This is a genomic window from Knoellia sp. B-D-2 (assembly GCF_057714695.1).
Genome location: NZ_CM173189.1, coordinates 1,182,435 through 1,204,094, shown reverse-complemented (window position 1 = coordinate 1,204,094; position 21,660 = coordinate 1,182,435). Strand labels below are relative to the sequence as shown.

The window sequence follows — 21,660 nt, the reverse complement described above, 5'->3', positions numbered from 1 at the left end:
CAGGTGGGACCGGCCGCTTGGGCAAGTCGTCGGTCGCCCGTCAACAGGGTCGTGTCCAGGGCCTCGGCCAGGCCCGCAGGTCCCAACAGCGGGGCAGCAGCGGCAGGTGCGCGGCGCGGCGCAGCGGCAGCGCCCGCAGGTCGGTCATCGCCAAGTCAGCCCGGCGGTTGTCGAGCATCCCCACGCGGTTCTGACGACGCAGGACGGATGCGACCTCGAGGTCGACCAGCTCTGGCGCGGCCAACGTCTCACCGCGCAGCCGGGATCGAGCGGCATCCCCGTCGAGTCCGTCGTCGGCCAACGCGACCGTAAGGACGATGGCGTCAACGACGAGCACGAGCCACCTGCACGGTCTTGACCGCATCCCTGAGCGGGACCGACCCTCCGGATCGCCCGCCGGCCCGATCCAGGACCTCCTCCAAGGTGGGCTGCTCGGCTTCGGCGATCAGCCGGGAGCACAGGTACTCCTGCAATGACTGGTGCGCGGCTGCAGCCCGTTGAGGGCCGCCCGCGCCCCGACGTCAACCAGGCCCTGACCGCCGGAGCCACCATCGAGCGCCTCTTGACGGTGTCAGCACTTGCTCTGAGGAGCATGGGCGCGAGGCTGGCGGTGGCGGCTCGCGAGAGTGATGCCGCCGTGGCAGCTAGTCCAACCAGGTTCGCAGGGCGCTCGAGCTCGCGACGTACGCCACGAGCAGCACCGTGGACACCGTGATCGTGCTCCAGTGCAGACGCCTGGCCCGCCTCGTCAGGCCCGGTCCTCGAGCCCGGAGCACCGACCCACTGATGACTGCCGCCAGACCTGCGGCCACCGGGCCGAGGAACGCGCCGACCAGAAGCCCCAACGGCCACAAGCCCTCGAGCGCGACGGGGATCTCCAGCGCGTCCACGTGCACCGGCAGCGCGACGAACACGAGGAAGGCCAGGCTGCACGCCACGGCGACCGCGCAGCAGAGCACCGCGTCCTGCTCGGCCTGTCGCGGTGTCGCAGCCTGCGTACCTGGCATGACGCCAGCGTGGCACCCGGGACGACGTCTGACCAGCGACGGGCGATGCACCGTAGCGCCACGCCCGTCGTCGGATGTGGCGCGTCAGTCGGCGGCCTGGAGCGCCTTGACCTCGTCGCGTGCCGCGACGACGGCCTGGCGCTGGCGGGAGACGACCTCACGGAACCCGGCGCTGAGGTCCTTCTCGAGCGCCTTCTCGTACTCGGACACCGCGTGGTCCTCGCCGGTCGCGGCGGCCCCGAGCACGGCGCTCGCGTCGTCGCCGGTCACGGCGTCCTTGAGGGCGATCCAGCCACGGTGCAGGGCCGCGGCGGCGGTGCCGCTCTCGTCGACGTCGTCGCCGTACTCGTGACCGAGGGCGACGATCTCGCGGGCGAAGTCCGCGCGCTGCTCGGACAGGCGCTGCATCAGCGTGGCCCACTCGGGGCGGTCGCCGTCCCGCAGCTTGTCAGCGGCGGCAGAGAAGCCCTTCTCGCCGTCGCGCAGCGTCTCGACCAGCTCCTTGGCAGCCTTCTCGTCGTCCGACATGGGCGCTCCTTCACGTGTGGGGTCAGGGCCCGGTGGGGCCGTTCACGACGGTACGCGAGGAGCGCGCCGGGGTGCGGGGGAGCGCAGGCGCGAATTGCGACTGTCGTGGGCGCGCGGCATACGGTGCAGGGATGGACTACCGACACCTCGGCAACAGCGGGCTCAAGATCTCCGAGATCACCTACGGCAACTGGCTCACCCACGGCTCGCAGGTCGAGAACGACATGGCGACGCAGTGCGTGCGCGCGGCGCTCGACGCCGGCATCAGCACCTTCGACACCGCCGACGTCTACGCCAACACCAGGGCGGAGACGGTCCTCGGCGAGGCGCTCAAGGGCGAGCGGCGCGAGAGCCTGGAGATCTTCACCAAGGTCTACTGGCCCACCGGGCCCGGCGGGAAGAACGACACCGGCCTGTCCCGCAAGCACGTCATGGAGGCGATCGACGGGTCCCTGCAGCGGCTGCAGACCGACCACGTCGACCTCTACCAGGCGCACCGCTACGACACCGAGACGCCGCTCGAGGAGACGATGCAGGCCTTCGCCGACATCGTCCGTCAGGGCAAGGCGCTCTACATCGGCGTCAGCGAGTGGACCGCCGACCAGATCCGTGAGGGTGTGGCGCTGAGCAGGGAGCTCGGCTTCCAGCTCATCTCCAGCCAGCCGCAGTACTCCATGCTCTGGCGCGTCATCGAGGACGAGGTCGTCCCCGCGTCCAAGGAGCTCGGCGTGAGCCAGATCGTGTGGAGCCCGATCGCGCAGGGCGTGCTCACCGGCAAGTACCAGCCGGGCCAGAAGCCCCCGGAGGGCTCGCGCGCCACCGACGAGAAGGGTGGTGCGGACATGATCAAGCGGTTCATGAACGACGACGTCCTCACCCGCGTGCAGAACCTCAAGCCCGTCGCCGACGAGGCCGGGCTGACGATGGCGCAGCTCGCCGTGGCGTGGGTGCTCCAGAACGACAACGTCGCGGCCGCCCTCGTCGGTGCCTCGCGCCCGGAGCAGGTCCACGAGAACGTCAAGGCCGCCGGCGTGCGGCTCGAGCCCGAGCTCATGGCGCGGATCGACGACGTGCTCGGTGACGTGGTCGAGCGCGACCCGGGCATGACCGCGGCGAACGCACCACGCACGCGGGTCGCCTGAGCACCCTGGCGGTGCTGCTCGGCCCGCGGCCGGCGATGCGGCGGATGTGGCACCACCCGACGACCGCCCTCGCGGCGAAGTCCGCGGTCGCCGCGGGGGCGGCGTTCTGGCTCGGCGGGCTGGTGCCGGGCGACGTCGGCGAGTACCGCTACTACGCAGCCCTCGGCGCCTACACCGTGATGTACCCGAGCGTCTCCGACTCCCTCACCCAGGCCGCTCGCGCGGTCGTCGCGGTCATCGTCGGCGCCCTGCTCGCGATGCTGCTCCAGCTCGCCGCGTGGACCAACCCGATCACCGTCGGGCTGGCCATCGGGCTCGGGGTGCTGCTCGGGGCCTGGCGCTGGCTGAGGGACCAGACCTCCTGGGTCCCGCTCGTCGCGCTCTTCGTGCTCGCGGTGGGCGGCGCCCAGCCCGAGGGGTACGTCGTGGGCTACGTCGTCCAGATCCTCCTGGGCGCGCTGGTGGGGACGGCGGTGAACTTCGTCGCCTTCACGCCGCTGCCGGTGCACGAGCTGCAGTCATCGACGACGGCCCTGCGCCGCGAGCTCGCGGTCCAGCTCCAGGCCGTGGCCGACGCGCTCGACGAGGACGGGCACGGACACGCCGACGAGGTGCTGGCCGGCCTTCCCGACGTCAGCCCCGCCCGGGAGCGGGTCAGGCTGTCCATCGCCCAGGCGCGCAGCGCGCTCAAGGGGAACCCGCGCGCACCGCGCAGCGCGCACATCCACCGGGCGCTCTTCGACCTCGGCGAGACCCTCCAGCGCTGCAGCACGAGCGTGGAGTCCATGGCCGTCGTCATCCTCGACCCGAACGCCACACCGTTGGCGGACAACCTCCGTCGCCGGACCGCCGCCCTGCTCACGTCGCTGGCGACCCTCTTCGACGACCTCGAGGGCGAGGTGCCGCACGAGCGCCAGGTCGAGCTGACCTGCCAGCGCGTCGACGAGCTCATCGACGCGGTCGAGACCGACACCGAGGGCGGTCGCGAGAGCCGCTGGGTCGCCGGAGCGGTCGCCGTCTCGGGACTGCGGTGCCTCGTGGCCTTCGTCACCGCGCAGCGCCGTTCGGGACCGGACGCCTCGGCCGTGCCGGCCCTCCCCGCGGGAGGCTGACAAGGTCGGGACGAGTGGGCGCGCGCGGGCTCAGTCGACGCGCACCCGCTCGCCGTACCGGGGGACGACGACCACGGAACCCAGCTCGCGGCGGACCCGCTCCGCCAACGCTGCTGCGGACCGGGCCTCGCCGTGGTTGACGAAGACGCTCTCGGGCTCGCGCGGCTGCTCGTGCAGCCACCCGAGCAGCTCGTCGGCGTCGGCGTGGACCGAGAACCCCTCGTCGCGGGCGATCTCCGCCCGCACCGGGACGTAGCTGCCCGCGATCTTCACCTCGCGCGCGCCGTCGACGAGCGCGCGGCCCCGGGTGCCGACGGCTTGGTACCCCGTGAGCAGCACCGTGTGGCGGCGGTCGGGGAGCATCGACGCGAGGTGGTGCACGACCCGGCCACCGTTGGCCATCCCGGACGCCGACACGATGATGCATGGCGTCTTCGGGCGGTTGAGCGCTCGGGACTCGTCGGCGGTCGCCGCGGTCCGCCAGCGAGGAAGGGCGTCGAGGGTCGACTCGATGTCGTCCACGAGCTCGCCGTCTGCGGCCGCGCTGCGGTAGACCTCGAGCACCTTGAGGGCCATCGGGCTGTCGAGGTGGATGGGCACGTCCGGGATGAGGCCGTCGGCACGCAGCCTCCCCAGCGCCTCGAGGACCAGCTCGGTGCGGTCGACCGCGAAGGCGGGGACGAGCACCGACCCGCCGCGCTCGACGGTGCGGCTGATGCACGCCGCCATCTCGAGGTGGCCGGGGTCGTCCGCCGGGTGGGTGCGGTCCCCGTACGTCGCCTCGATGACGACGTGCCGCGCGGCCGGGGGCCGGGCGCGCGGTCGCAGGAGCGGGTGGTTCGGCCGTCCGAGGTCGCCGGAGAAGAGCACGGTGGTGTCGCCGACGTGCAGGAGCGCACTGGCCGACCCCAGGACGTGCCCCGCCCGGACCAGGGTGAGCTCGCGGCCCGAGGCCAGCCGGGTCCGGGTGTCGTATGCCGTGGAGCGCAGTGCGGTGATGGCCCGTTCCGCGTCGGCGGCGGTGTAGAGCGGGAGCGGGGGGTCGTGCTTGGAGTAGCCGGAGGTCCGCGCGTACTCCGCCTCCGCCTCGAGGAGATGGGCGCTGTCCCGCAGCACGATCGGCACCAGGGCGGCCGAGCCGGCGCTGCACCATGCCGGGCCGGTGAAGCCCCGGTGGAACAGCGCGGGGAGGTAGCCGCAGTGGTCGAGATGGGTGTGGGTGAGGACGACGTCGTCGATGCTCGACGGCTCGACGGGGAAGGGCTGCCAGTTGAGCCGGCGCCACTGGCGCTCGCCCTGGTAGAGGCCACAGTCGACGACGGTGCGTCGCCCGTCGTGCTCGACGAGGGTCTTGCTGCCGGTGACCGTGCCGGCGGCACCGAGGAAGGCCAGGACGGCGCTCACGAGACGGCGCTCGCGGCCTGCGTCCCGCCGCCGTGGGGTGAGGGCACCACGACGACAGGACAGTGTGCGTGGTGGATGACGTGGCTTCCGACCGAGCCGAGCAGGAGGCCGGGGAACCCCCCGAGGCCGCGACGGCCAACGACGAGCAGCTGCGCGTCGCGCGACTCCTGGACGAGCACCGTCCCGGCGCGACCCCGGACGAGCATCTCGGTGACGTCCACGTCGGGGTACTGCTCGCCGAACCCGGCGAGCATCTCGGCGACGAGGAGCCGGTGCGCCTCGACGACCCTCGAGCGCGCACCCCTCTGGTCGGTGCCGGCGAGGTAGGCGTTCGCCTCGTCCCACCACCACGTGTGCACGGCCTTGAGCGGCGCTCCCCGGCGGGAGGCCTCGGCGAAGGCGAGGTCGACGGCGGGTGCCGAGTGCGCGTGGGCGTCGACCCCCACGACCACGGCTCCGGACGTGGACCAGTCGGCCGCGAGCGGGACCACCATGACGGGACACTCGGCGTGGGTCACCACCTTGTGGGCCGTGGCGCCGAGGAGGACGGCTCCGGTCTGCCCGAGCCGGCCACCGTCGAGGACGACCATGGACGCGTCGCGGCTGGCCGCCACGAGCATCGCTGCGGGGTCGTCGACCTCGGTCGCCGTCGTGATGTGGAGGTCAGGACCCACCGTGACGGCGCGCTGGCGGCAGTGCTCGGTGACCACCGCCACGCGTTGCAGGTGCTCGCTGGTCCACGGGACGATGGTGCGGCCGGTCGCGTGCATGAGGTGCAAGGGCCGACCCCACCGCAGGGCCTGCGCGGCGGCCTCCTCGACCGCCCTCCCGGCCGACTGGCTCCCGTCCACGCCGACGACGACGACGGCTCCCTGCACCTGCGTGTCCGATGTGCCCATGACGATCTCCTCTCGGCCCCTCCAGCGTCGCGGTGCGGAGCAGGTGAGGGGGAGGGGCGAAGGTCCCGGCGGCGTGGGTGACACTGTGCGGATGCTGACCATGGGCGCGCACGTCCTCCTCACCGGCGCGACCGGGACGATCGGCGCCGCCCTCGCGCGCCGGCTGGCCGTCCGCGGTGCGCGGGTCACCCTGCTCGCGCGCAGCCCCGTACCGCTCGCGGCGCTCGCCCGCTCCACCGGCGGGACGGCCTTCCCGGCCGACCTGTGCGAGCCGGACGGCGCCGACGGCCTGGACGGCCTCATCGACCGGGTCGAGGCACTGCAGGGGCCCGTTGACGTCCTCGTCAACAACGCCGGTGCCGAGACCACCGGGTTCCTCACCGACCTCACGGCCGAGGACCTCCGCCGCACCGTCGACCTCAACCTCACCGCACCCCTGGAGCTGTGCCGGCAGGTGCTCCCGGGCATGCTCGCGCGCGGACGCGGGCACCTCGTCAACATCTCGTCCCTGTCCGGGGTGGCGACCTTCCCCGGGCTCGCCCTGTACGGCGGCACCAAGGCCGGCCTGACCCACGCGACGTCGGGCCTGCGGGCGGACCTGCGCGGCGACCCGGTCGGCACCCTCGCGGTCGAGATCGGCCCGGTCGTCTCCGAGATGATGGAGCGCATCGGCCGGCACCGGCCGAGCGAGGCCGCGTTCGAGCGCGTCCTGCGCGCCCGGCTCCTCACCCTCCTCGACCCCGACGTCGTCGCCCGCAGGGTCGTGTCCGCCCTCGAGCAGGACCGACCCCACCTGCGCCTGCCGAGGCGCGCCGCGCCGATCGCCGCCGTGACGGGAGCCCCCCGGGCGCTCGCCCGGGTCGCACTCTCCGGCATACCGGCTCGTCACGTCCCAGCCCGCCCGCCGCGGTCCGCGCGATGAGCAGGCGTCGCACCCCGATCCGCCGGAAGATCGCGGTGGCCACGTGGCGGCCCTCGCGCGACGGCCGGATCCACGCGCGCATGGAGGTCGACGCCACCGCGGCCCTGGCCTACCTGGACCGGGTGCGCGCCGAGTCGGGCGAGCGGGTCACCATCACCCACGTCGTCGGAGCGGCGCTGGGGCGCGCACTCCGGCAGGTCCCCGAGATCCGCGCGCGCATCGTCCTGGGCCGGCTCGTCGACCTCGACACCTGTGACGTCGGGTTCGCCGTCGACATCGAGCAGGGGTCGGACCTGGCGCCGGTCAAGGTGCACGACGTGGACCGGCTGACCCCGCTCGAGGTGGCTCGGGCGGTGGACGCCGGTGCCGGCCGGCTCCGTGCGCGCGAGGACGTCGCCCACCGCCGCAGCTCCGGGATCGTGCGCCTCACCCCCGGGTGGGCGATGCGGCCCGCCCTGTCGTTCGCGAGCCTCGTCGCCGGGGGGCTGGGGTGGTCCGCGCTGGGCCAGCCCGGTTTCCCGCTCGGCACCGCCTTCGTGTCCAACGTCGGCTCGCTCGGGCTCGACGAGGCCTTCCTCGCCCCCCTGCCGTTCGCGCGCACCCCCGTCTACCTCGCCGTCGGGGCGATCCAGGACAAGGCGGTCGTCGTGGACGGCGAGGTCGTCGTGCGCCCGGTCGTCGTGCTCGTGGCGACGGCCGACCACCGCATCGTCGACGGCGCGCACGCGGGGCAGATGGCCGGCATCGTGCGCGACCTCCTCCTGCACCCCGAGCGCCTCGACCTCCCCGCCCCACCGGCGCCGTCTCGGGCCCTTCGGCCCTGACGGCCGGGGGAGCGCCGGGGTTGACTGGGCCCAGGTCCACCGACGAAGGAGGAGTCATGGGAGCTCGGACGAGACAGGTGGCCGGGGCGGTCGTGGCCGTGCTCGCCCTCGCCACGGCGTGTGGTGACGGTGACGGCGACGGCGCGACCCCGTCCCCGTCCCCGTCCGCGAGTCCCAGCGCGTCGGCGAGCCCGACCCCGGCACCGAGCGGGTCCGCCCCGCCGACGGCGCTTCCCTCGACCTCGCCCACCCCCTCGCCCACCCCCTCGACGAGCCCCTCCGCGAGCCTGCGGAGCATCCCGGTCTACTACGTCGCCGAGTCCCGCCGCTCGTTCGTGCTCTACCGCGAGTTCCGCACGGTGCCCGACGTCGGCGGTCAGGTCGCCTCCGCGGTGTCGGCGATGACGCGGCTGGCTCCCCTCGACCCGGACTACGCGTCGCCGTGGCGGCCGGCGCGCCGGACGGCGGTGACCCAGCGTGGCGGAGCCATCACCGTCGACCTGTCCGCCGACGCGTTCTCGAACGGCGACGTCGGCAGCGAGCTGGCCGAGACGGCCGTCCAGCAGCTCGTCCACACCGCGACCGCCGCGGCCGCCCAGAGCGGTGCGCCTGCCACCACCGTGACGATCACGCAGGACGGGAGGGCCGCCGACGTCTGGGGCGCCGTGCGCATCGGCTCCCCGATGCGGCGGGCGCCGATGGCGGACATCCAGGCCCACGCATGGGTCACCTCGCCGCAGGAGGGTGAGGTGCGACGCGCCGGCACGGTCTCCTTCGCGGGCTTCGGGACGTCCTTCGAGGCCACCTTCGGGTGGGTCGTCCGCACGACCTCCGGCGCGGAGGTCGCCCGTGGCTCGGCGATGGGCGGTACGGGGTCGGGCGGTTTCGGCTCGCTGTCCTTCACCGCCCGGCTGACGCCGGGCACCTACACGGTGACGCTGTCGACCGACGACCCCTCCGGGGGCGCGGAGGGCAGCGGGCCGGCCACCGACGACAAGACCTTCACGGTCCGCTGAGGACGTCGTCCTCGACCTCGACCTCGCCCGTGACGGCGGTGGCGGCGGGGAACCGCAGGGCGAGCGCCGCACCGATCGCGAGGTGGCGCTCGAGGAAGGCCCGCTCGTCGAGGCGCTTGCGCCGCAGCCAGCCGGTGACCTCGTCGTTGCACTTGCTGGCGTTGCAGGGACCGCAGGCCGGGGCGATGTTGGCGAGCGTGTAGCGGCCGCCCCGGGAGAGGGCGAGCACGCAGTCGCGCTGCAGCGGTCGGTCGGTGGCGCCGCAGTAGGCGCAGCCGCCCCACAGCGACGTCAGCGCGGCCCACTGCTCGCCGCTGAGGTCGTGCTCGACGCGGTCCATGCGCCGCTTGCGGCGACGGGCGGCGACGGCCCGACGACTCCGGTTGACCGCCATCACCGCAGCGTAGGTGCCTCCGGGGTCACCGGCGTGGAGGCCGGGCCCGTGCCGGTGGGGGCCGCGTGGGCGGCTGCCGTGGCCTCGGCGAGGACGACCCGAGCCGGCGTGCCGGTCGCGGCGGCAGCCGCCCGGACGTCCTCGAACTCGGGAGTCGCGTGGACGACGGCGCCGTCGGCGTCCAGGGAGAGCTTGACCCGCACCTGCTCGCCGCGCACCGTGACGCTCTCCCAGGTGCGCCCGAGGGAGACGCGCTCGACGGAGTGCTCGCGCACTCCCAGCGTCGACGTGTGGGTGAGGACGACCTCACGCAGGGCGGTGCGGTGGGCCCCGTCGCACAGGACCGAGACGGTGTGCGCGGGGCGCCCCTTCTTCATGAGGATCGGCGTCAGCCAAGCATCGGCGGCACCGGCGGCCATGAGCGACTCGAGGACTCCGGGCCAGAGGCGCGGGTCGAGGTCGTCGACGTTGGCCTCGAGCACCCACAGGGGCTGCGGGCTGGACCCGGGCGGGTCGGCCTCGCCCGCGTCGTCGAGCTCGCCGAGGACGACGCGGGTGACGTTCGCCCGCCCGTCGACGTCCCGGGTCCCGGCGCCGGTCCCGGACGCGGTGACCCGCATCGCCGGCAGTCCCTCGCACGAGTCGGTGAGGCCGCGCACGAGGGCCATGCCGGTCGGCGTCGTCAGCTCGCCCTCGCCCTCGCCCCCGCCCTGGCCCTCGCCGACCGAGGCGACGACCCAGCCCGTGGTCAGCTCGAGGGTGGCGGGTGCGGGGACCGCCACGACACCGTGGCTCGTGCGCGCCGTCCCCGACCCGAGCGCGACCGGGCCCGCCGACACCGACGTGACACCGAGGAGGTGCACGGCGGCGGCGGTGCCGACGACGTCGGCGATGGAGTCCCACGCACCGACCTCGTGGAAGTGGACCTCGGCGACCTCCACGCCGTGGACGTGGGCCTCGGCCCGGGCGAGCAGGGCGAAGACGCCGAGGGCGGTCGTGCGCACCTCCTCGGAGATCGGAGCAGCGTCCAGGAGCCCGCGGATGTCGGACCACCGTCGGTCCGTGTGGTCCGTGGCGAGCACCTCGACGTCGACCTTGCGGGCCCGCAGCCCGGCCCGGGTGACGTCGGTGGCGACGAGCCGGACCGTCCCGGGCAGCACGGCGTCGACGGCGGCCTGGATCCCGTCGAGGGGGGCCCCGGCGTCGACGAGCGCGCCGAGCAGCATGTCCCCGGCGACGCCGGCGCCGGCATCGATCCAGAGGTGGGTGGTCATCCGTGAACGCTAGTGCCCGCACCCACCGGCGTGCGGAAGAGGTCGGCGACGGCGGCATACGAGTCGAGGAGCGAGGGGATGCGCTCGCGGGCCGCGCGGTAGGCGGCGCGGTCCGCGTCGCGGACCACGACCGCGTCGCCGGCCCGACGGAGCCCGGGTGCGAGCCGGTCCAGGCCGTCGGTGAGCGAGGAGGCGCGGCCCACGGCGAGCAGGCCGAGGGCGGCCGCCCCGAGCGCTGACCCCTCCGCGCCCCCGGTGACCGTGACCGGTCGCGCGAGGACGCCGGCGGTGACCTCTCGCCACACCTGGGAGCGGAAGACACCCCCGGTCGCCCGGATGCTCGTCACGGGGGTGACCGCGTCGAGCCCGTCGACGATGCTCCAGAGCTGGAGGGCCACGCCCTCCACGACGGCGCGCACGACGTGGCCGCGGGTGTGCGAGTGGCGCATCCCGATGATCGCGCCGGTGAGGGTGGGGTCCCAGAGCGGGGCACGCTCGGCCAGGAGGTAGGGGAGGACGACGAGGCCGTCGCTGCCGGCGGGCACGGTCGCGGCGAGCTCGAGGAGTGCGGCGTCGTCCCCGCCCGCGTCGCCGAGGACGTCGCGCGCCCAGCGGATGGCGATGCCGCCGTTGCTCACCGCGCCGCCGACCACCCAGGCGTCGTCGGTCAGGGCGTAGCAGAAGAGCCGCCCGGTCGGGTCGGTCACGGGAGCCGGGACGACCATCCGTGCGGCACCGCTCGTTCCGACGGACAGCCCGACGACCCCCGGGTCGAGGGCGCCCGTCCCGAGGTTGCCGAGCGGGCCGTCCCCGGCGCCGACGACCACCGGCGTCGCGGTGGCGAGGCCGAGCCGTGAGGCGACGGACTTGGTGAGCCCGAGGACCGCCGTCGTCGGCAGGATTGGCGGCAGCTGGTCCTCGCGGATGCCGGCCAGCTCCAGCGCGCGCGGGTTCCAGGTGCGCGCGGCGAGGTCGAGCAGGCCGGTGCCGGAGGCGGTCGACAGCTCGGTCGCCGAGGTGCCGGTGAGGGCTTGGAGCACGTAGTCCTTGAGGCCGACCCACGCCCGGACCCGGGCGGCGAGGGCCGGTGCGTGACGGGTGAACCAGAGGAGCTTGGCCAGCGGGCTCATCGGGTGCAGGGGCGTGCCGGAGGCCCGGTGCAGCGCCTCGGCCTCGTCGGAGGAGCGGAGCTCCGCCGCCTCGGACGTGGCCCGGGAGTCGGCCCACGTGACGATCGGGGTGAGCGGGCGCAGCCCCTCGTCGAGCCCGATCAGCCCGTGCATCGCGGTGCTGACCGAGATCCCCACCACGCGGGCACCACGCGCCGTCGTCACGACCTCGGCGAGCGCGCCCATGACCGCGGCGACGACGGTGGCCGGGTCCTGCACCTGCCACCCGGGGCCGGGTGCCAGCAGCGGGTACTCGCGGACGACCGTGTGGCGCCACGGTGACCCCATGCCGAAGGCGACGGTCTTGGTGCCGGTGGTCCCGACGTCGAGGCCGATGACGACCTCCGCGGGCGGGTACGGGCTCGACGTCGTCATCGTCAGGACATCTGGATCTCGGCGCCGCCCTGCGACCACGGCGTGTGGAAGGTGCCGGGACGGTCGACGCGGCCGTAGGTGTGCGCTCCGAAGTTGTCGCGCAGGCCCTGGACGAGCGCGGCGGGGAGTCGCTCGGCACGGACGGTGTCGTAGTACGCGAGCGCGCTCGAGAAGCCCGGGACGGGGACGCCCGCGCTCGTCGCGAGGCCGATGACGCGCCGCCAGCCGTCCTGGCGCTCGGCGAGGCCGGCCGCGATGCTCGGGGCGACGAGGAGGGTGGCGAGCCCGCCGGCGGCGTACTCGTCGCTGATCTGACCGAGCAGGCGTGCCCGGATGATGCAGCCGCCGCGCCAGATGCGGGCCACGGTCGCGACGTCCACGTCCCAGCCGTACTCCGCGCTCGCGGCGCGGATCTGCTCCAGCCCCTGCGCGTAGGCGACGACCTTGCTCGCCCACAGCGCCTCGCGGACCTGGTCGACGAGGGCCGACCGGTCGACGTCGCCGAGCGCGCGGTCCGGTCCGGACAGGACCCCACGGGCGGCGTCGCGGATGGCGACGTCGCCGGAGGCCGCACGGGCGAAGACCGACTCGGCGATCGTGGAGACGGGGACCCCCAGCTCGAGGCCGGACTGGACGGTCCAGCGACCGGTGCCCTTCTGCTCGGCGGCATCGGTGATGACGTCGACGAGCGCGCGCCCGGTCTCCGGGTCGACCCGGTCGAGCACCTCCGCGGTGATCTCCACGAGGAACGAGTCGAGCTCGCCGGTGTTCCACTCGCGGAACACCCCGGCGACCTCGCGGGCGTCCATCCCGGCGGCCGACAGCACGTCGTAGGCCTCGGCGATGAACTGCATGTCGGCGTACTCGATGCCGTTGTGGACCATCTTGACGAAGTGGCCGGCGCCGTCGGGGCCCAGCCAGGCGCAGCACGGCTCCCCGTCGACCTTCGCGGCGATCGACTCGAGGATCGGTCCGAGCGCGGCAGACGACTCGCGGGAGCCGCCGGGCATGATCGACGGGCCGTTGAGCGCGCCCACCTCGCCGCCCGAGATGCCGGTCCCGACGAAGTGGAGGCCGAGGTCGCGCAGCCTCGCCTCGCGGCGACGCGTGTCGGTGAACTGCGCGTTGCCCCCGTCGACGACGATGTCGCCCTCGTCGAGGTGGGGGAGCAGCTCGTCGATGACGGCGTCGGTGCCGGCACCGGCCTGCACCATGACGATGATGCGCCGCGGCCGCTCGAGCGAGTTCACGAACTCCTCAACCGTCTCGGCCCCGACGAAGGTGCCGTCCGCGGCATGGGCCTCGAGGTGCGCGAGGGTGCGGGCGTGGGTGCGGTTGAACACGGCGACGGTGTGGCCGTGCCGGGCGAGGTTGCGTGCGAGGTTGCTGCCCATGACGGCCAGGCCGACGACGCCGACGTTGGCGAGCCCGGGGGCGGGAGGTGCGGTGGTCATGGCTCAGGCCTCCTTGTTCCAGCGGCGGCGCAGCGCGAACGCAGCCGACTTGGGGCGACGGTCGCGCGTGAAGGCGCCCTTCTTGTTGCCGTCGACGCGCATGATTCCGGAGGTCGTGGCGAAGTCGGCGAAGTTCCAGACGTGCTCACCGACGACGGCGTCGATGGAGTCGAAGACCCGGTGGTTCATGTCGAGGTACTCGACCTGGTACTCCTCGCTCCACGGCTGCGGGGTGAGGGAGTGGTTGCCGGACAGGGTGTCCGCGCCGTACTCGGTGATGACGATCGGCTTGCCCTCGCTCGCCCAGCCCTGCAGCTCCTCGGTCCAGGCGATCTCGGCGCCGGCGAGGTCACCGGTGTTGACGTACCAGCCGTAGTAGCGGTTGAGCATGAGGACGTCCGCGAACTGCGAGACGCGGCAGGTGCCGTGCGGCGCGAGCATGACGTTGACGAAGCCCACCGGCCGGGTGGGGTCGGCCTCACGGGCGACGTCGAACAGCGGCCGGAAGTAGTCCTCGGCACCCTGGGTGTCGGACTCCGGCTCGTTGGCGATGGACCAGACCACGACGCTGGGGTGGTTCTTGTCGCGGGCGATGAGCTCGCGGATCGCCTCGGCGTGGACCTGCTGGCTCGCCTCGTTGATCGTCTCGGGGGAGAAGGTCGTGTAGCCCTGCCCGCCGAAGATCCCGCCGCCCAAGCCCATGTTGAGGCCGACCGCCGCGGTCTCGTCGATGACGACGATGCCGTGCTTGTCGGCGTAGTCGAGGACGTCCTCGCTGTAGGGGTAGTGCGAGGTGCGGAACGAGTTGGCGCCGATCCAGTCGAGCAGCTCGAAGTCGTTGACGAGGTGGGCGTTGTTGTGCGCCTTGCCGATGATGGCGTGGTCCTCGTGCATCCCGAAGCCGGTGAAGTAGAACGGCTCGCCGTTGATGAGGAACTCGGTGCCGCGGACCTCGACGGTGCGGATGCCGACGTTCTGGTGGATGGAGTCGCGCACCTCGCCGCCGTCGTCGACGAGCTGGACCTCGAGGTCGTAGAGGTAGCCGTCGCCGGGAGCCCAGAGGTGCACGTCGGCCACGTCGAGGGTGCCGGTCGAGCCGTCGCCCTCGGCGACGACCTCGCCCGCGGCGTCACGGAGCACGACGTGCACGTCGAGCCCGTCCTGGTCCACCGCGGCCGCGGTCCACTGCACCGAACCGGTGGAGCCGGAGAACCCGGTCACCACGGTGAGGTCCTCGATCCGGGCCTGCGGGGTGGCCGAGAGCCACACCGAGCGGTGCAGCCCGGCGTAGTTGAAGAAGTCGTGCCAGTACACCTGGGCAGGGCCGCTGGGCCGCTGCTCGATGACGCCGGGCGGGATGCTCTGGAAGCTCAACGTGTTGTTGACGAGCGCGGTGACGCGGACCTCGTCGCCGGCGGTGACGAACTCGGTGATGTCGGCCTCGAACGGGGTGTAGCCGCCCTCGTGGCTCACGACCTCGTGGTCGTCGACCCAGACGGTCGCGCGGTGCGTCGCCGACTCGAAGTGGAGGACGACGCGCTGGCCGTCCCAGCCCCGGGGGACGCGGACCGTCCGCTGGTACCAGATGTCGCCGAAGTAGTCCTTGACGGCGGCGTCGGCGACGACGTCGTTGAAGCTGGCCGGCACGGCCATGTCACGCGCGTCGGTGAGCGGGGCGGCATACCACCGCGCGTCACGACCGGAAGCCTCGGCGTCGAGTCGGAAGGACCAGAGGCCGTCGAGGTTCTTGCGCTCTCGGCTGGTGGTGTCCTGGGGTCGCAGCATGGGTGGTGCCTTTCGCTTCGCGGGGTCGGGGGGTCTGGTGTCCATTGACGCAGCCACGGACCCGCGCTGCCCAGCGATTGCCACGAGTTGCCACGGTCCCTAGGTTGGGCTGATGGAGCGGCGACCGACGATCTACGACGTGGCCAAGGTCGCGGGTGTCGCCGCCTCCACCGTGTCGCGGGCGTTCGCCCGCCCGGGGCGCGTCAACGCCGAGACGGCGGCCCGCATCTTCGAGGCGGCGCGCGAGCTCGGCTACCGGACCACCGCGCTGCCCGGGCTGACCACCTCACGGTCCCGGACCCTGGCGCTGGTCGTCACCGACATCACCAACCCGTTCTACGCGGAGATCATCCGCGGCGCGCACGAGGCCGCGGCCGAGCTCGGCTACACCCTGAGCCTGTCGCACACCCAGGAGGACGCCGACATCGAGCGGGCCTGGATCGAGCACGAGCTGGGCACCGTCGAGGGCGTCGTCCTCGCGAGCTCGCGGATGTCGGACAGCACCATCCGCATGCTCGCCAAGCAGAAGCCGGTGGTCGTCCTCAACCGGCGCCTGCCCGAGGTGCCCTGCCTGCTCGTCGACAACGCCCGCGGGATGCGCCGGGCCCTCGAGCACCTCGGCGAGCTCGGGCACACGTCGGTGACCTACCTCGCCGGCCCCGAGGCCAGCTGGACCGACGGGGTCCGGTGGCAGGCGCTGCGGGAGGCCGGGTTCGAGCTGGACATGCGGATCCGCCGGGTCGGACCGACGCAGCACCCGACGATCGACGCCGGGTTCGCCCGCGTCCGCGAGATCATGTCGCAGCCGACGACGGCGGTCATCGCCTACAACGACGTCCTGGCGATCGGCGTCATCAAGGGCCTGCGACGGATGGGGGTCGGCGTGCCGGGCGACGTCAGCGTCGTCGGCGTCGACAACATCCTGCTGGCCGAGGTCGTGGAGCCGGAGCTGACGACCGTCGCCGCGCCCCTGCGCGCACAGGGCGAGACGGCCGTGCGCAACCTCGTCGCGATGGTGGGCGGCGCGGTGACGTCGGGCCAGCCGCTCGTCCTGCCGGTCACGCTCGTCGTCCGCCGGTCGACCGCGCAGCGCAGCCGGACGGCGACCTCGCCGGCACGGGTCCCGTCGGCGGCAGGACCAACGACCCTCCCGTGACGGCGCGGCGAGCAGGAGGATCGAGGGGTCGAGAGGAGCCCGCCATGACCCGCCGAGTCGACCAGATCCTGTCGTGGTACCCGTCGGACAACCGCACCACCCGCGCCAACCTCCGTCGCATCCTCACGCAGGGCCGCACCGGGGGGTCCGGGAAGCTCGTCGTCCTCCCGGTCGACCAGGGCTTCGAGCACGGCCCCGGTCGCAGCTTCGCGGCCAACCCCGCCGGGTACGACCCCCGCTACCACGCGCGGCTCGCGATCGACGCCGGGTGCAGTGCGCACGCGCTGCCCCTCGGCGCGGCCCGTCTCGTCGCCCCCGAGTACGCCGAGGACCTGCCGCTCATCCTCAAGTGCAACAGCGCGGACGGCCTGTACGTCGGGGCCGACCCCCAGCCGGCCGTCGTCGCCGGCGTGGAGGAGGCGCTCGCGCTGCGCTGCGCCGCCGTGGGGTTCACCATCTACCCGGGATCGGCCCACCGCAACGAGATGTACGAGCAGGCCCGCTCGCTCGCTCGCGACGCGGACGCCGCCGGGCTGCCGCTCGTCCTGTGGTCGTACCCCCGCGGCAGCGGGGTGTCCGACACCGGGCGCACCGCGGTGGACGTCGTGGCGTATGCCGCGCACCTCGCCTGCCAGCTGGGCGCACACATCGTCAAGGTGAAGCCGCCGACCGAGCACCTCGAGTCGGAGGCCGCGCGCAGCGCCCTGGAGCGGGCGGGGGTGCCGCTGGACACGCTCGCGGACCGGGTGCGGCACGTCGTGCAGTCGGCCTTCGACGGCCACCGCATCGTCATCTTCTCGGGCGGCGCGGCCAAGGAGACCGCCGCGGTTCTCGAGGAGAACCGGCAGACGGCGACGGGCGGCGGGTTCGGCACGATCATGGGCCGCAACTCCTTCCAGCGCCCCCACGACGAGGCCGTGCACCTGCTCGGCAACGTCATGGACATCCACCTGACGACCCACGGGCACGACGACGGGCACGACGACGGAGCCGCTCAGCGGAGCCGGAAGAGGACCTCCCCCGCGTTGGGCACGACGAACGTCTCGCCGTCGGCCTCGGCCGCCGCGAGGTCGACGGTGTCCGGGTCGAGGTAGCCGAGGTTCGCCTGTCGGCACTGCTCCTCGGGGACGCGGGTGGCGAGGGTGACCTTGACCCGCAGCCGCTCCTCCCCCGTCTCCGCGTCGTAGGTCCCGGCGCCGCGCAGGTGGGTGGAGTGCGCGAGCGTGCCCCAGTGCACGTGCTTGAACCGGTCCCACTGCTTCACGAAGTAGTCACGGCAGTGGTAGCCGATCTCGAGGATCTCCGGGTGGCTCGTCGAGATCTCGGTGATGTGCGGCGCGTAGAGGATGACCTCGCCGCCGTCCGCGACGACGGGTTCGAGCTTGTAGAAGCCCTTGGCGCCGGTCCAGATGTCCTCGTACATCTCCGGGATGACCGAGATGACGCGGTGCACCGGCTCGTCGAGGTGGTGCACGTGGGTGGCGGCGCAGACCTGGGCGGCGCTGGCCCACGACGAGATCGTGTCGCCGAAGGAGATCGAGTGCAGGTCGAGGCTGCCGGCCTCGCCGACCACGCAGAACGCGAGCTTCTCCGCAGGGACGAGGGCGGCCCCCTCGTTGATGAGGGCCCGCACGGGGGTGATCGCCGTCGTGCCGATGATCTCGGCGGACGTGATGAGGGCGCCGATCCAGTGGGAGACGTCGATGATGTCCTGCCCGGCGACCCCGGGGAAGAAGTACTTGTTGCCGCCCGAGATGCCGACCACCTCGTGGGGCAGCACGGGCCCGACGACGAGGGCGATGTCGTGCTCGACGACGGCCCGGTTGAGCAGCACGGGGACGTCCATGGTGAGGCGCCCCTCGGAGAGCTCGGCGAGCCGGGCCGCCGGGATCGTGCCGAGGTCGGCGAACGTCGACTCGTCCCACCACTCGTGGTTGACGACGGTCATGCCGGGATAGGTCTCCTCGAGCCGCCCGACCTCGTAGCCCAGGTGTGACGCGAGGGCCTCCTCGCTCATCGGCTGGTGCGTCCCGAGCGCGATGAGGGTGGTCATCCGCGTCGCGCGCCCGTGCAGCGCCGCGTGCACCGCGCCCATGAGCATCGGCAGCGGGCAGGTGCGGGTGCCGTCGGGGACGACGATGCAGACGCTCCTGCCGTCGACGTCGGTGTCGGCCAGGCGGTCGCGGATGAACGACGTCACCTGCTCGGTCGTGAGCACGCCGTGCTCGTCGCCGATCCGGGCCGCGCGCTGGGCCGCCTCGGCGGGGGACTCCTCGGTGGTCGTCGTCATGGCATCACTCTCGCCGGGGGACCCGCGCGTGGCAAGGACGCCGGGCAACTCGTGGCAACCCGTGGACGTGCGGCGACGGGGCGCCCACGATGACGAGCATGACCTCACTCCACGCCGACCGACTGCTGCCCGCCGATCCGGGTACGCGCGACATCGCCAGGCGGCTGCATGCCGCCACCGCCGGGCTGCCGATCATCTCCCCGCACGGGCACGTGCCGCCGCAGTGGCTGGCCGAGGACACCGCGTTCCGCGACCCGACGTCCCTGCTCATCTCCCCGGACCACTACGTCTTCCGCCTCCTGCACGCGCAGGGGGTGCCGCTGGACGACCTCGGGGTCGGCGGCGTGGACCTCGACGAGCAGGGCGCCCGCCGCGCGTGGCGGCTGTTCTGCGAGAACTGGTCCGCGTTCCGGGGGACGTCGAGCAGGTTCTGGCTCGAGAGCGTGCTGTCCGACGTGTTCGGCCTGTCGCAGCGGCCGTCGGCCGAGTCCGCGGACGCGCTCTACGACGCCATCTCCGCCGCGCTGGCGACGCCGGAGTTCCGGCCGCGAGCGCTCGCCGAGCGGTTCGGGATCTCGGTGCTCGCGACCACCGACGACCCGACCGACGACCTCGAGCACCACCGCGCCCTGGCCGACGACTCCGGGTTCGCCACCCGGGTCGCCCCGACCTTCCGGCCCGACCGCTACCTCGAGCCGGCCCGCTCCGACTTCGCCGAGCTCGTCGCGGCGCTGGGGCTCGCGGCCGACGTCGACACCTCGACCTATGTCGGCTACCTCGCCGCCCTCGAGGACCGGCGCCGGTTCTTCAAGGCGCACGGCGGGGTCTCCACCGACCACAGCCACCTCGACGTCGTCACCCTGACGCTCGACCCTGCCGAGGCCCGGCGCATCTACGCCAAGGCCCTCACCGGGCAGGTGTCGGCGACGGAGGCGACGGCGTTCCGGCGACACATGCTCATGGAGATGGCACGCATGGCGACCGAGGACGGACTCGTCATGACCCTGCACCCGGGGGTCCACCGGGACCACCACACGCCGACCGCCGACCGCTTCGGTCCCGACACCGGCCACGACATCCCGGTCGCCGTCGAGTTCACCCGGGCGCTGCAGCCGCTCCTCGAGCGGTTCGGGACGGCCGAGGGCTTCCAGCTCATCCTCTTCACCCTCGACGAGTCGGTCTTCAGCCGCGAGATCGCGCCCCTCGCCGGCTTCTACCCCAGCGTGTATGCCGGTGCGCCCTGGTGGTTCCTCGACGCACCCGAGGCGGTGCGGCGCTACCGCGGCGCCGTCACCGAGACGGCCGGCTTCCACCGGACGTCGGGGTTCATCGACGACACCCGCGCCTTCCTGTCCATCCCCGCCCGGCACGACATGTCCCGTCGTCTCGACGCGGCCTACCTCGCCCAGCTCGTCGCCGAGCACCGGCTCGACGAGGACGAGGCCCTCGAGACCGCGGTCGACCTCGTCACCACCATCCCGAGCCGGGCGTTCAAGCTGTGAGCGCCGACGACCGGCTGCGCCGGCTCTCGCGCGACGTCGACGGACGGCCCGCCGCGCCCGTCCGCATCGTGCACCTCGGCCTCGGCAACTTCTTCCGCGCGCACGCCGCCTGGTACACCGACCGGGCCCCCGACGCCGACGAGTGGGGGATCGCCGCGTTCACCGGCCGCTCGCCGGCCGCCGCCGAGGCGCTGTCCGCCCAGGAGGGCCTCTACACGCTGCTCGTGCGTGGACCCGAGGGTCCCTCGCCGGAGGTCGTCTCGAGCCTGTCCGCCGTCCACCCCGGCGACGACCTCGTCGCCCTGCGCGACTACTTCTCCCGCCCCGAGCTCGCCGTCGTCACGCTGACGGTGACCGAGGCCGGGTACCGACGGGCCGCCGACGGCGGTCTCGACCGGGAGGACGGCGGCGTCAGCGCCGACGTCGCCGCCCTCCTCGCCGACCCGGTGGGGGGCGCCGTGACGACGACGCCGGGCCGCCTCGTCGCCGGGCTGCTCGCCCGTCGCGCCGCCGGCGCAGGCGCCCTGGCGATCGTGCCGAACGACAACGTCCCCGACAACGGGGCGATGGTCGCCCGGGTGGTCACCGACCTCGCCGACGCCGTGGACCCGACGCTGCGCGCGTGGGTCGACGAGCACGTCTCCTGGGTGACGACGATGGTCGACCGGATCACCCCGCGCACCACCGACGACGACCGAGCCGAGGTGCGGTCGCGCACCGGTGTCGACGACCCCGAGACCGTGCCCACCGAGCCGTACAGCGAGTGGGTCCTGGCCGGGTCGTTCCCCGGCGGCCGGCCCGACTGGGAGGCCGTCGGCGCCCGCGTCGTGGACGACGTCGCGCCCTTCGAGCAGCGGAAGCTGTGGCTGCTCAACGGCGCCCACTCGGTGCTCGCCTACGGCGCCTCGGTGCTCGGCCACGAGACGGTCGCCCAGGCCATCGCCGACCCCCGGGCCCGGGCGTGGGTGCAGGAGTGGTGGGAGGCCGCCTCGCGCCACCTCCGCCTGCCCCCAGAGGAGGTCGCGGACTACCGCGACGCCCTGCTGGACCGCTTCTCCAACGGCTCCATCCGCCACCTGCTCGCGCAGATCGCCGCGGACGGCTCCCAGAAGGTCCCGATCCGCGCCGTGCCGGTCATCTCGGCCGAGCTCGCGCAGGGCCGGGTCGACCACGGCGCCACCCGGATGGTCGCGGCGTGGGTCGCCCACCTCCGCGGCCACGGCGCGCCCGTCACGGACACCCGGGCCGAGATGCTGCAGGAGCTGGCCGCCGGGTCCGTCGACGACGCCGTCGACCGCGTCCTCACGTGGCTGGACCTCGACCCCCCTGCTCTCCACGACGTCGTCGTCGAGCAGGTCACCGAGCTCGAGTCTGCGTCCCGGTCCGTCACCTGAGCGCAACAACTGG

At 73.5% G+C, this 21,660-nt stretch carries 20 protein-coding genes; 9 read left to right on the top strand and 11 right to left on the bottom strand.

All coding sequences use genetic code 11. The features are described from left to right. Window positions 1–40 precede the first annotated feature (40 nt). From AC3EU2_RS05805 to AC3EU2_RS05795, 3 genes are all read right to left on the bottom strand, one after another. A complete protein-coding gene (locus tag AC3EU2_RS05805) occupies window positions 41–337 on the bottom strand; it encodes a type II toxin-antitoxin system VapC family toxin (protein ID WP_488178767.1) in 297 nt (98 codons plus the stop codon). 307 nt (window positions 338–644) lie between these two features. Next, a complete protein-coding gene (locus AC3EU2_RS05800; protein WP_488178766.1) occupies window positions 645–1,007 on the bottom strand; it encodes a hypothetical protein in 363 nt (120 codons plus the stop codon). 84 nt (window positions 1,008–1,091) lie between these two features. Continuing rightward, on the bottom strand, window positions 1,092–1,535 hold the full coding sequence (locus AC3EU2_RS05795) for a ferritin-like domain-containing protein (RefSeq protein WP_488178765.1): 444 nt from the start codon (window positions 1,533–1,535) through the stop codon (window positions 1,092–1,094). Window positions 1,536–1,666: 131 nt separating this feature from the next. On the opposite strand from AC3EU2_RS05795, the gene AC3EU2_RS05790 reads away from it, so the two are divergent. Both AC3EU2_RS05790 and AC3EU2_RS05785 read left to right on the top strand, forming a co-directional pair. Then, window positions 1,667–2,677 carry an aldo/keto reductase family protein gene (locus tag AC3EU2_RS05790; protein ID WP_488178764.1) on the top strand — a complete coding sequence of 337 codons (1,011 nt, stop codon included), beginning with the start codon at window positions 1,667–1,669 and terminating at the stop codon, window positions 2,675–2,677. A gap of 44 nt (window positions 2,678–2,721) precedes the next feature. Continuing rightward, entirely contained in the window at window positions 2,722–3,789 is a 1,068-nt protein-coding gene (locus tag AC3EU2_RS05785; protein ID WP_488178763.1) for a hypothetical protein, read from the top strand. Between the two features lie 30 nt (window positions 3,790–3,819). Here AC3EU2_RS05785 and AC3EU2_RS05780 read toward each other — a convergent pair whose 3' ends face one another. Together AC3EU2_RS05780 and AC3EU2_RS05775 are read right to left on the bottom strand one after the other, a co-directional pair. Beyond that, on the bottom strand, window positions 3,820–5,193 hold the full coding sequence (locus tag AC3EU2_RS05780; protein ID WP_488178762.1) for an MBL fold metallo-hydrolase RNA specificity domain-containing protein: 1,374 nt from the start codon (window positions 5,191–5,193) through the stop codon (window positions 3,820–3,822). Continuing rightward, on the bottom strand, window positions 5,190–6,092 hold the full coding sequence (locus tag AC3EU2_RS05775; RefSeq protein WP_488178761.1) for a universal stress protein: 903 nt from the start codon (window positions 6,090–6,092) through the stop codon (window positions 5,190–5,192). Before AC3EU2_RS05775 ends, AC3EU2_RS05780 begins: the two co-directional genes overlap by 4 nt. A 73-nt stretch (window positions 6,093–6,165) precedes the next feature. Between AC3EU2_RS05775 and AC3EU2_RS05770 the strand changes: the two genes are divergently transcribed. The 3 genes from AC3EU2_RS05770 to AC3EU2_RS05760 are packed head-to-tail and all read left to right on the top strand — an operon-like array spanning window position 6,166 to window position 8,854. Continuing rightward, window positions 6,166–7,014, top strand: coding sequence for an SDR family NAD(P)-dependent oxidoreductase (locus tag AC3EU2_RS05770; RefSeq protein ID WP_488178760.1), 849 nt, complete (start codon window positions 6,166–6,168; stop codon window positions 7,012–7,014). Continuing rightward, the gene (locus tag AC3EU2_RS05765) at window positions 7,011–7,838 is read left to right on the top strand and encodes a 2-oxo acid dehydrogenase subunit E2 (protein ID WP_488178759.1); all 828 of its coding nucleotides are present in this window, start codon (window positions 7,011–7,013) and stop codon (window positions 7,836–7,838) included. Before AC3EU2_RS05770 ends, AC3EU2_RS05765 begins: the two co-directional genes overlap by 4 nt. A gap of 56 nt (window positions 7,839–7,894) precedes the next feature. Next, a complete protein-coding gene (locus AC3EU2_RS05760) occupies window positions 7,895–8,854 on the top strand; it encodes a Gmad2 immunoglobulin-like domain-containing protein (protein ID WP_488178758.1) in 960 nt (319 codons plus the stop codon). Here AC3EU2_RS05760 and AC3EU2_RS05755 read toward each other — a convergent pair. From AC3EU2_RS05755 to uidA, 5 genes are read right to left on the bottom strand one after another with little or no spacing between them, the layout of a single operon-like run. Next, window positions 8,841–9,248 carry an HNH endonuclease gene (locus tag AC3EU2_RS05755; protein WP_488178757.1) on the bottom strand — a complete coding sequence of 136 codons (408 nt, stop codon included), beginning with the start codon at window positions 9,246–9,248 and terminating at the stop codon, window positions 8,841–8,843. The genes AC3EU2_RS05760 and AC3EU2_RS05755 overlap by 14 nt on opposite strands. Next, window positions 9,248–10,522 (bottom strand): nickel pincer cofactor biosynthesis protein LarC, encoded by a 1,275-nt coding sequence (larC, locus tag AC3EU2_RS05750; protein ID WP_488178756.1) that lies wholly within the window; start codon window positions 10,520–10,522, stop codon window positions 9,248–9,250. Before larC ends, AC3EU2_RS05755 begins: the two co-directional genes overlap by 1 nt. Next, on the bottom strand, window positions 10,519–12,066 hold the full coding sequence (locus AC3EU2_RS05745; RefSeq protein ID WP_488178755.1) for a gluconokinase: 1,548 nt from the start codon (window positions 12,064–12,066) through the stop codon (window positions 10,519–10,521). The genes larC and AC3EU2_RS05745 overlap by 4 nt, the downstream gene beginning before the upstream one ends. Before the next feature lie 2 nt (window positions 12,067–12,068). After that, a complete protein-coding gene (gene gndA, locus AC3EU2_RS05740) occupies window positions 12,069–13,520 on the bottom strand; it encodes an NADP-dependent phosphogluconate dehydrogenase (RefSeq protein ID WP_488178754.1) in 1,452 nt (483 codons plus the stop codon). Window positions 13,521–13,523: 3 nt separating this feature from the next. Then, window positions 13,524–15,305: a beta-glucuronidase gene (gene uidA / locus AC3EU2_RS05735; RefSeq protein WP_488178753.1), complete on the bottom strand. Its 1,782-nt coding sequence runs from the start codon at window positions 15,303–15,305 to the stop codon at window positions 13,524–13,526. Between the two features lie 112 nt (window positions 15,306–15,417). On the opposite strand from uidA, the gene AC3EU2_RS05730 reads away from it, so the two are divergent. Further along, on the top strand, window positions 15,418–16,461 hold the full coding sequence (locus AC3EU2_RS05730; RefSeq protein ID WP_488178752.1) for a LacI family DNA-binding transcriptional regulator: 1,044 nt from the start codon (window positions 15,418–15,420) through the stop codon (window positions 16,459–16,461). 44 nt (window positions 16,462–16,505) lie between these two features. Then, window positions 16,506–17,555 (top strand): class I fructose-bisphosphate aldolase, encoded by a 1,050-nt coding sequence (locus AC3EU2_RS05725; RefSeq protein ID WP_488178751.1) that lies wholly within the window; start codon window positions 16,506–16,508, stop codon window positions 17,553–17,555. On the opposite strand, the gene AC3EU2_RS05720 is transcribed toward AC3EU2_RS05725, so the two are convergent. Continuing rightward, window positions 17,456–18,751: a lactate racemase domain-containing protein gene (locus AC3EU2_RS05720; RefSeq protein ID WP_488178750.1), complete on the bottom strand. Its 1,296-nt coding sequence runs from the start codon at window positions 18,749–18,751 to the stop codon at window positions 17,456–17,458. The genes AC3EU2_RS05725 and AC3EU2_RS05720 overlap by 100 nt on opposite strands. A 98-nt stretch (window positions 18,752–18,849) precedes the next feature. Between AC3EU2_RS05720 and uxaC the strand changes: the two genes are divergently transcribed. Both uxaC and AC3EU2_RS05710 read left to right on the top strand, forming a co-directional pair. Next, on the top strand, window positions 18,850–20,253 hold the full coding sequence (gene uxaC / locus AC3EU2_RS05715) for a glucuronate isomerase (protein WP_488178749.1): 1,404 nt from the start codon (window positions 18,850–18,852) through the stop codon (window positions 20,251–20,253). Beyond that, the gene (locus AC3EU2_RS05710; RefSeq protein WP_488178748.1) at window positions 20,250–21,647 is read left to right on the top strand and encodes a mannitol dehydrogenase family protein; all 1,398 of its coding nucleotides are present in this window, start codon (window positions 20,250–20,252) and stop codon (window positions 21,645–21,647) included. Before uxaC ends, AC3EU2_RS05710 begins: the two co-directional genes overlap by 4 nt. Window positions 21,648–21,660 lie beyond the last annotated feature (13 nt).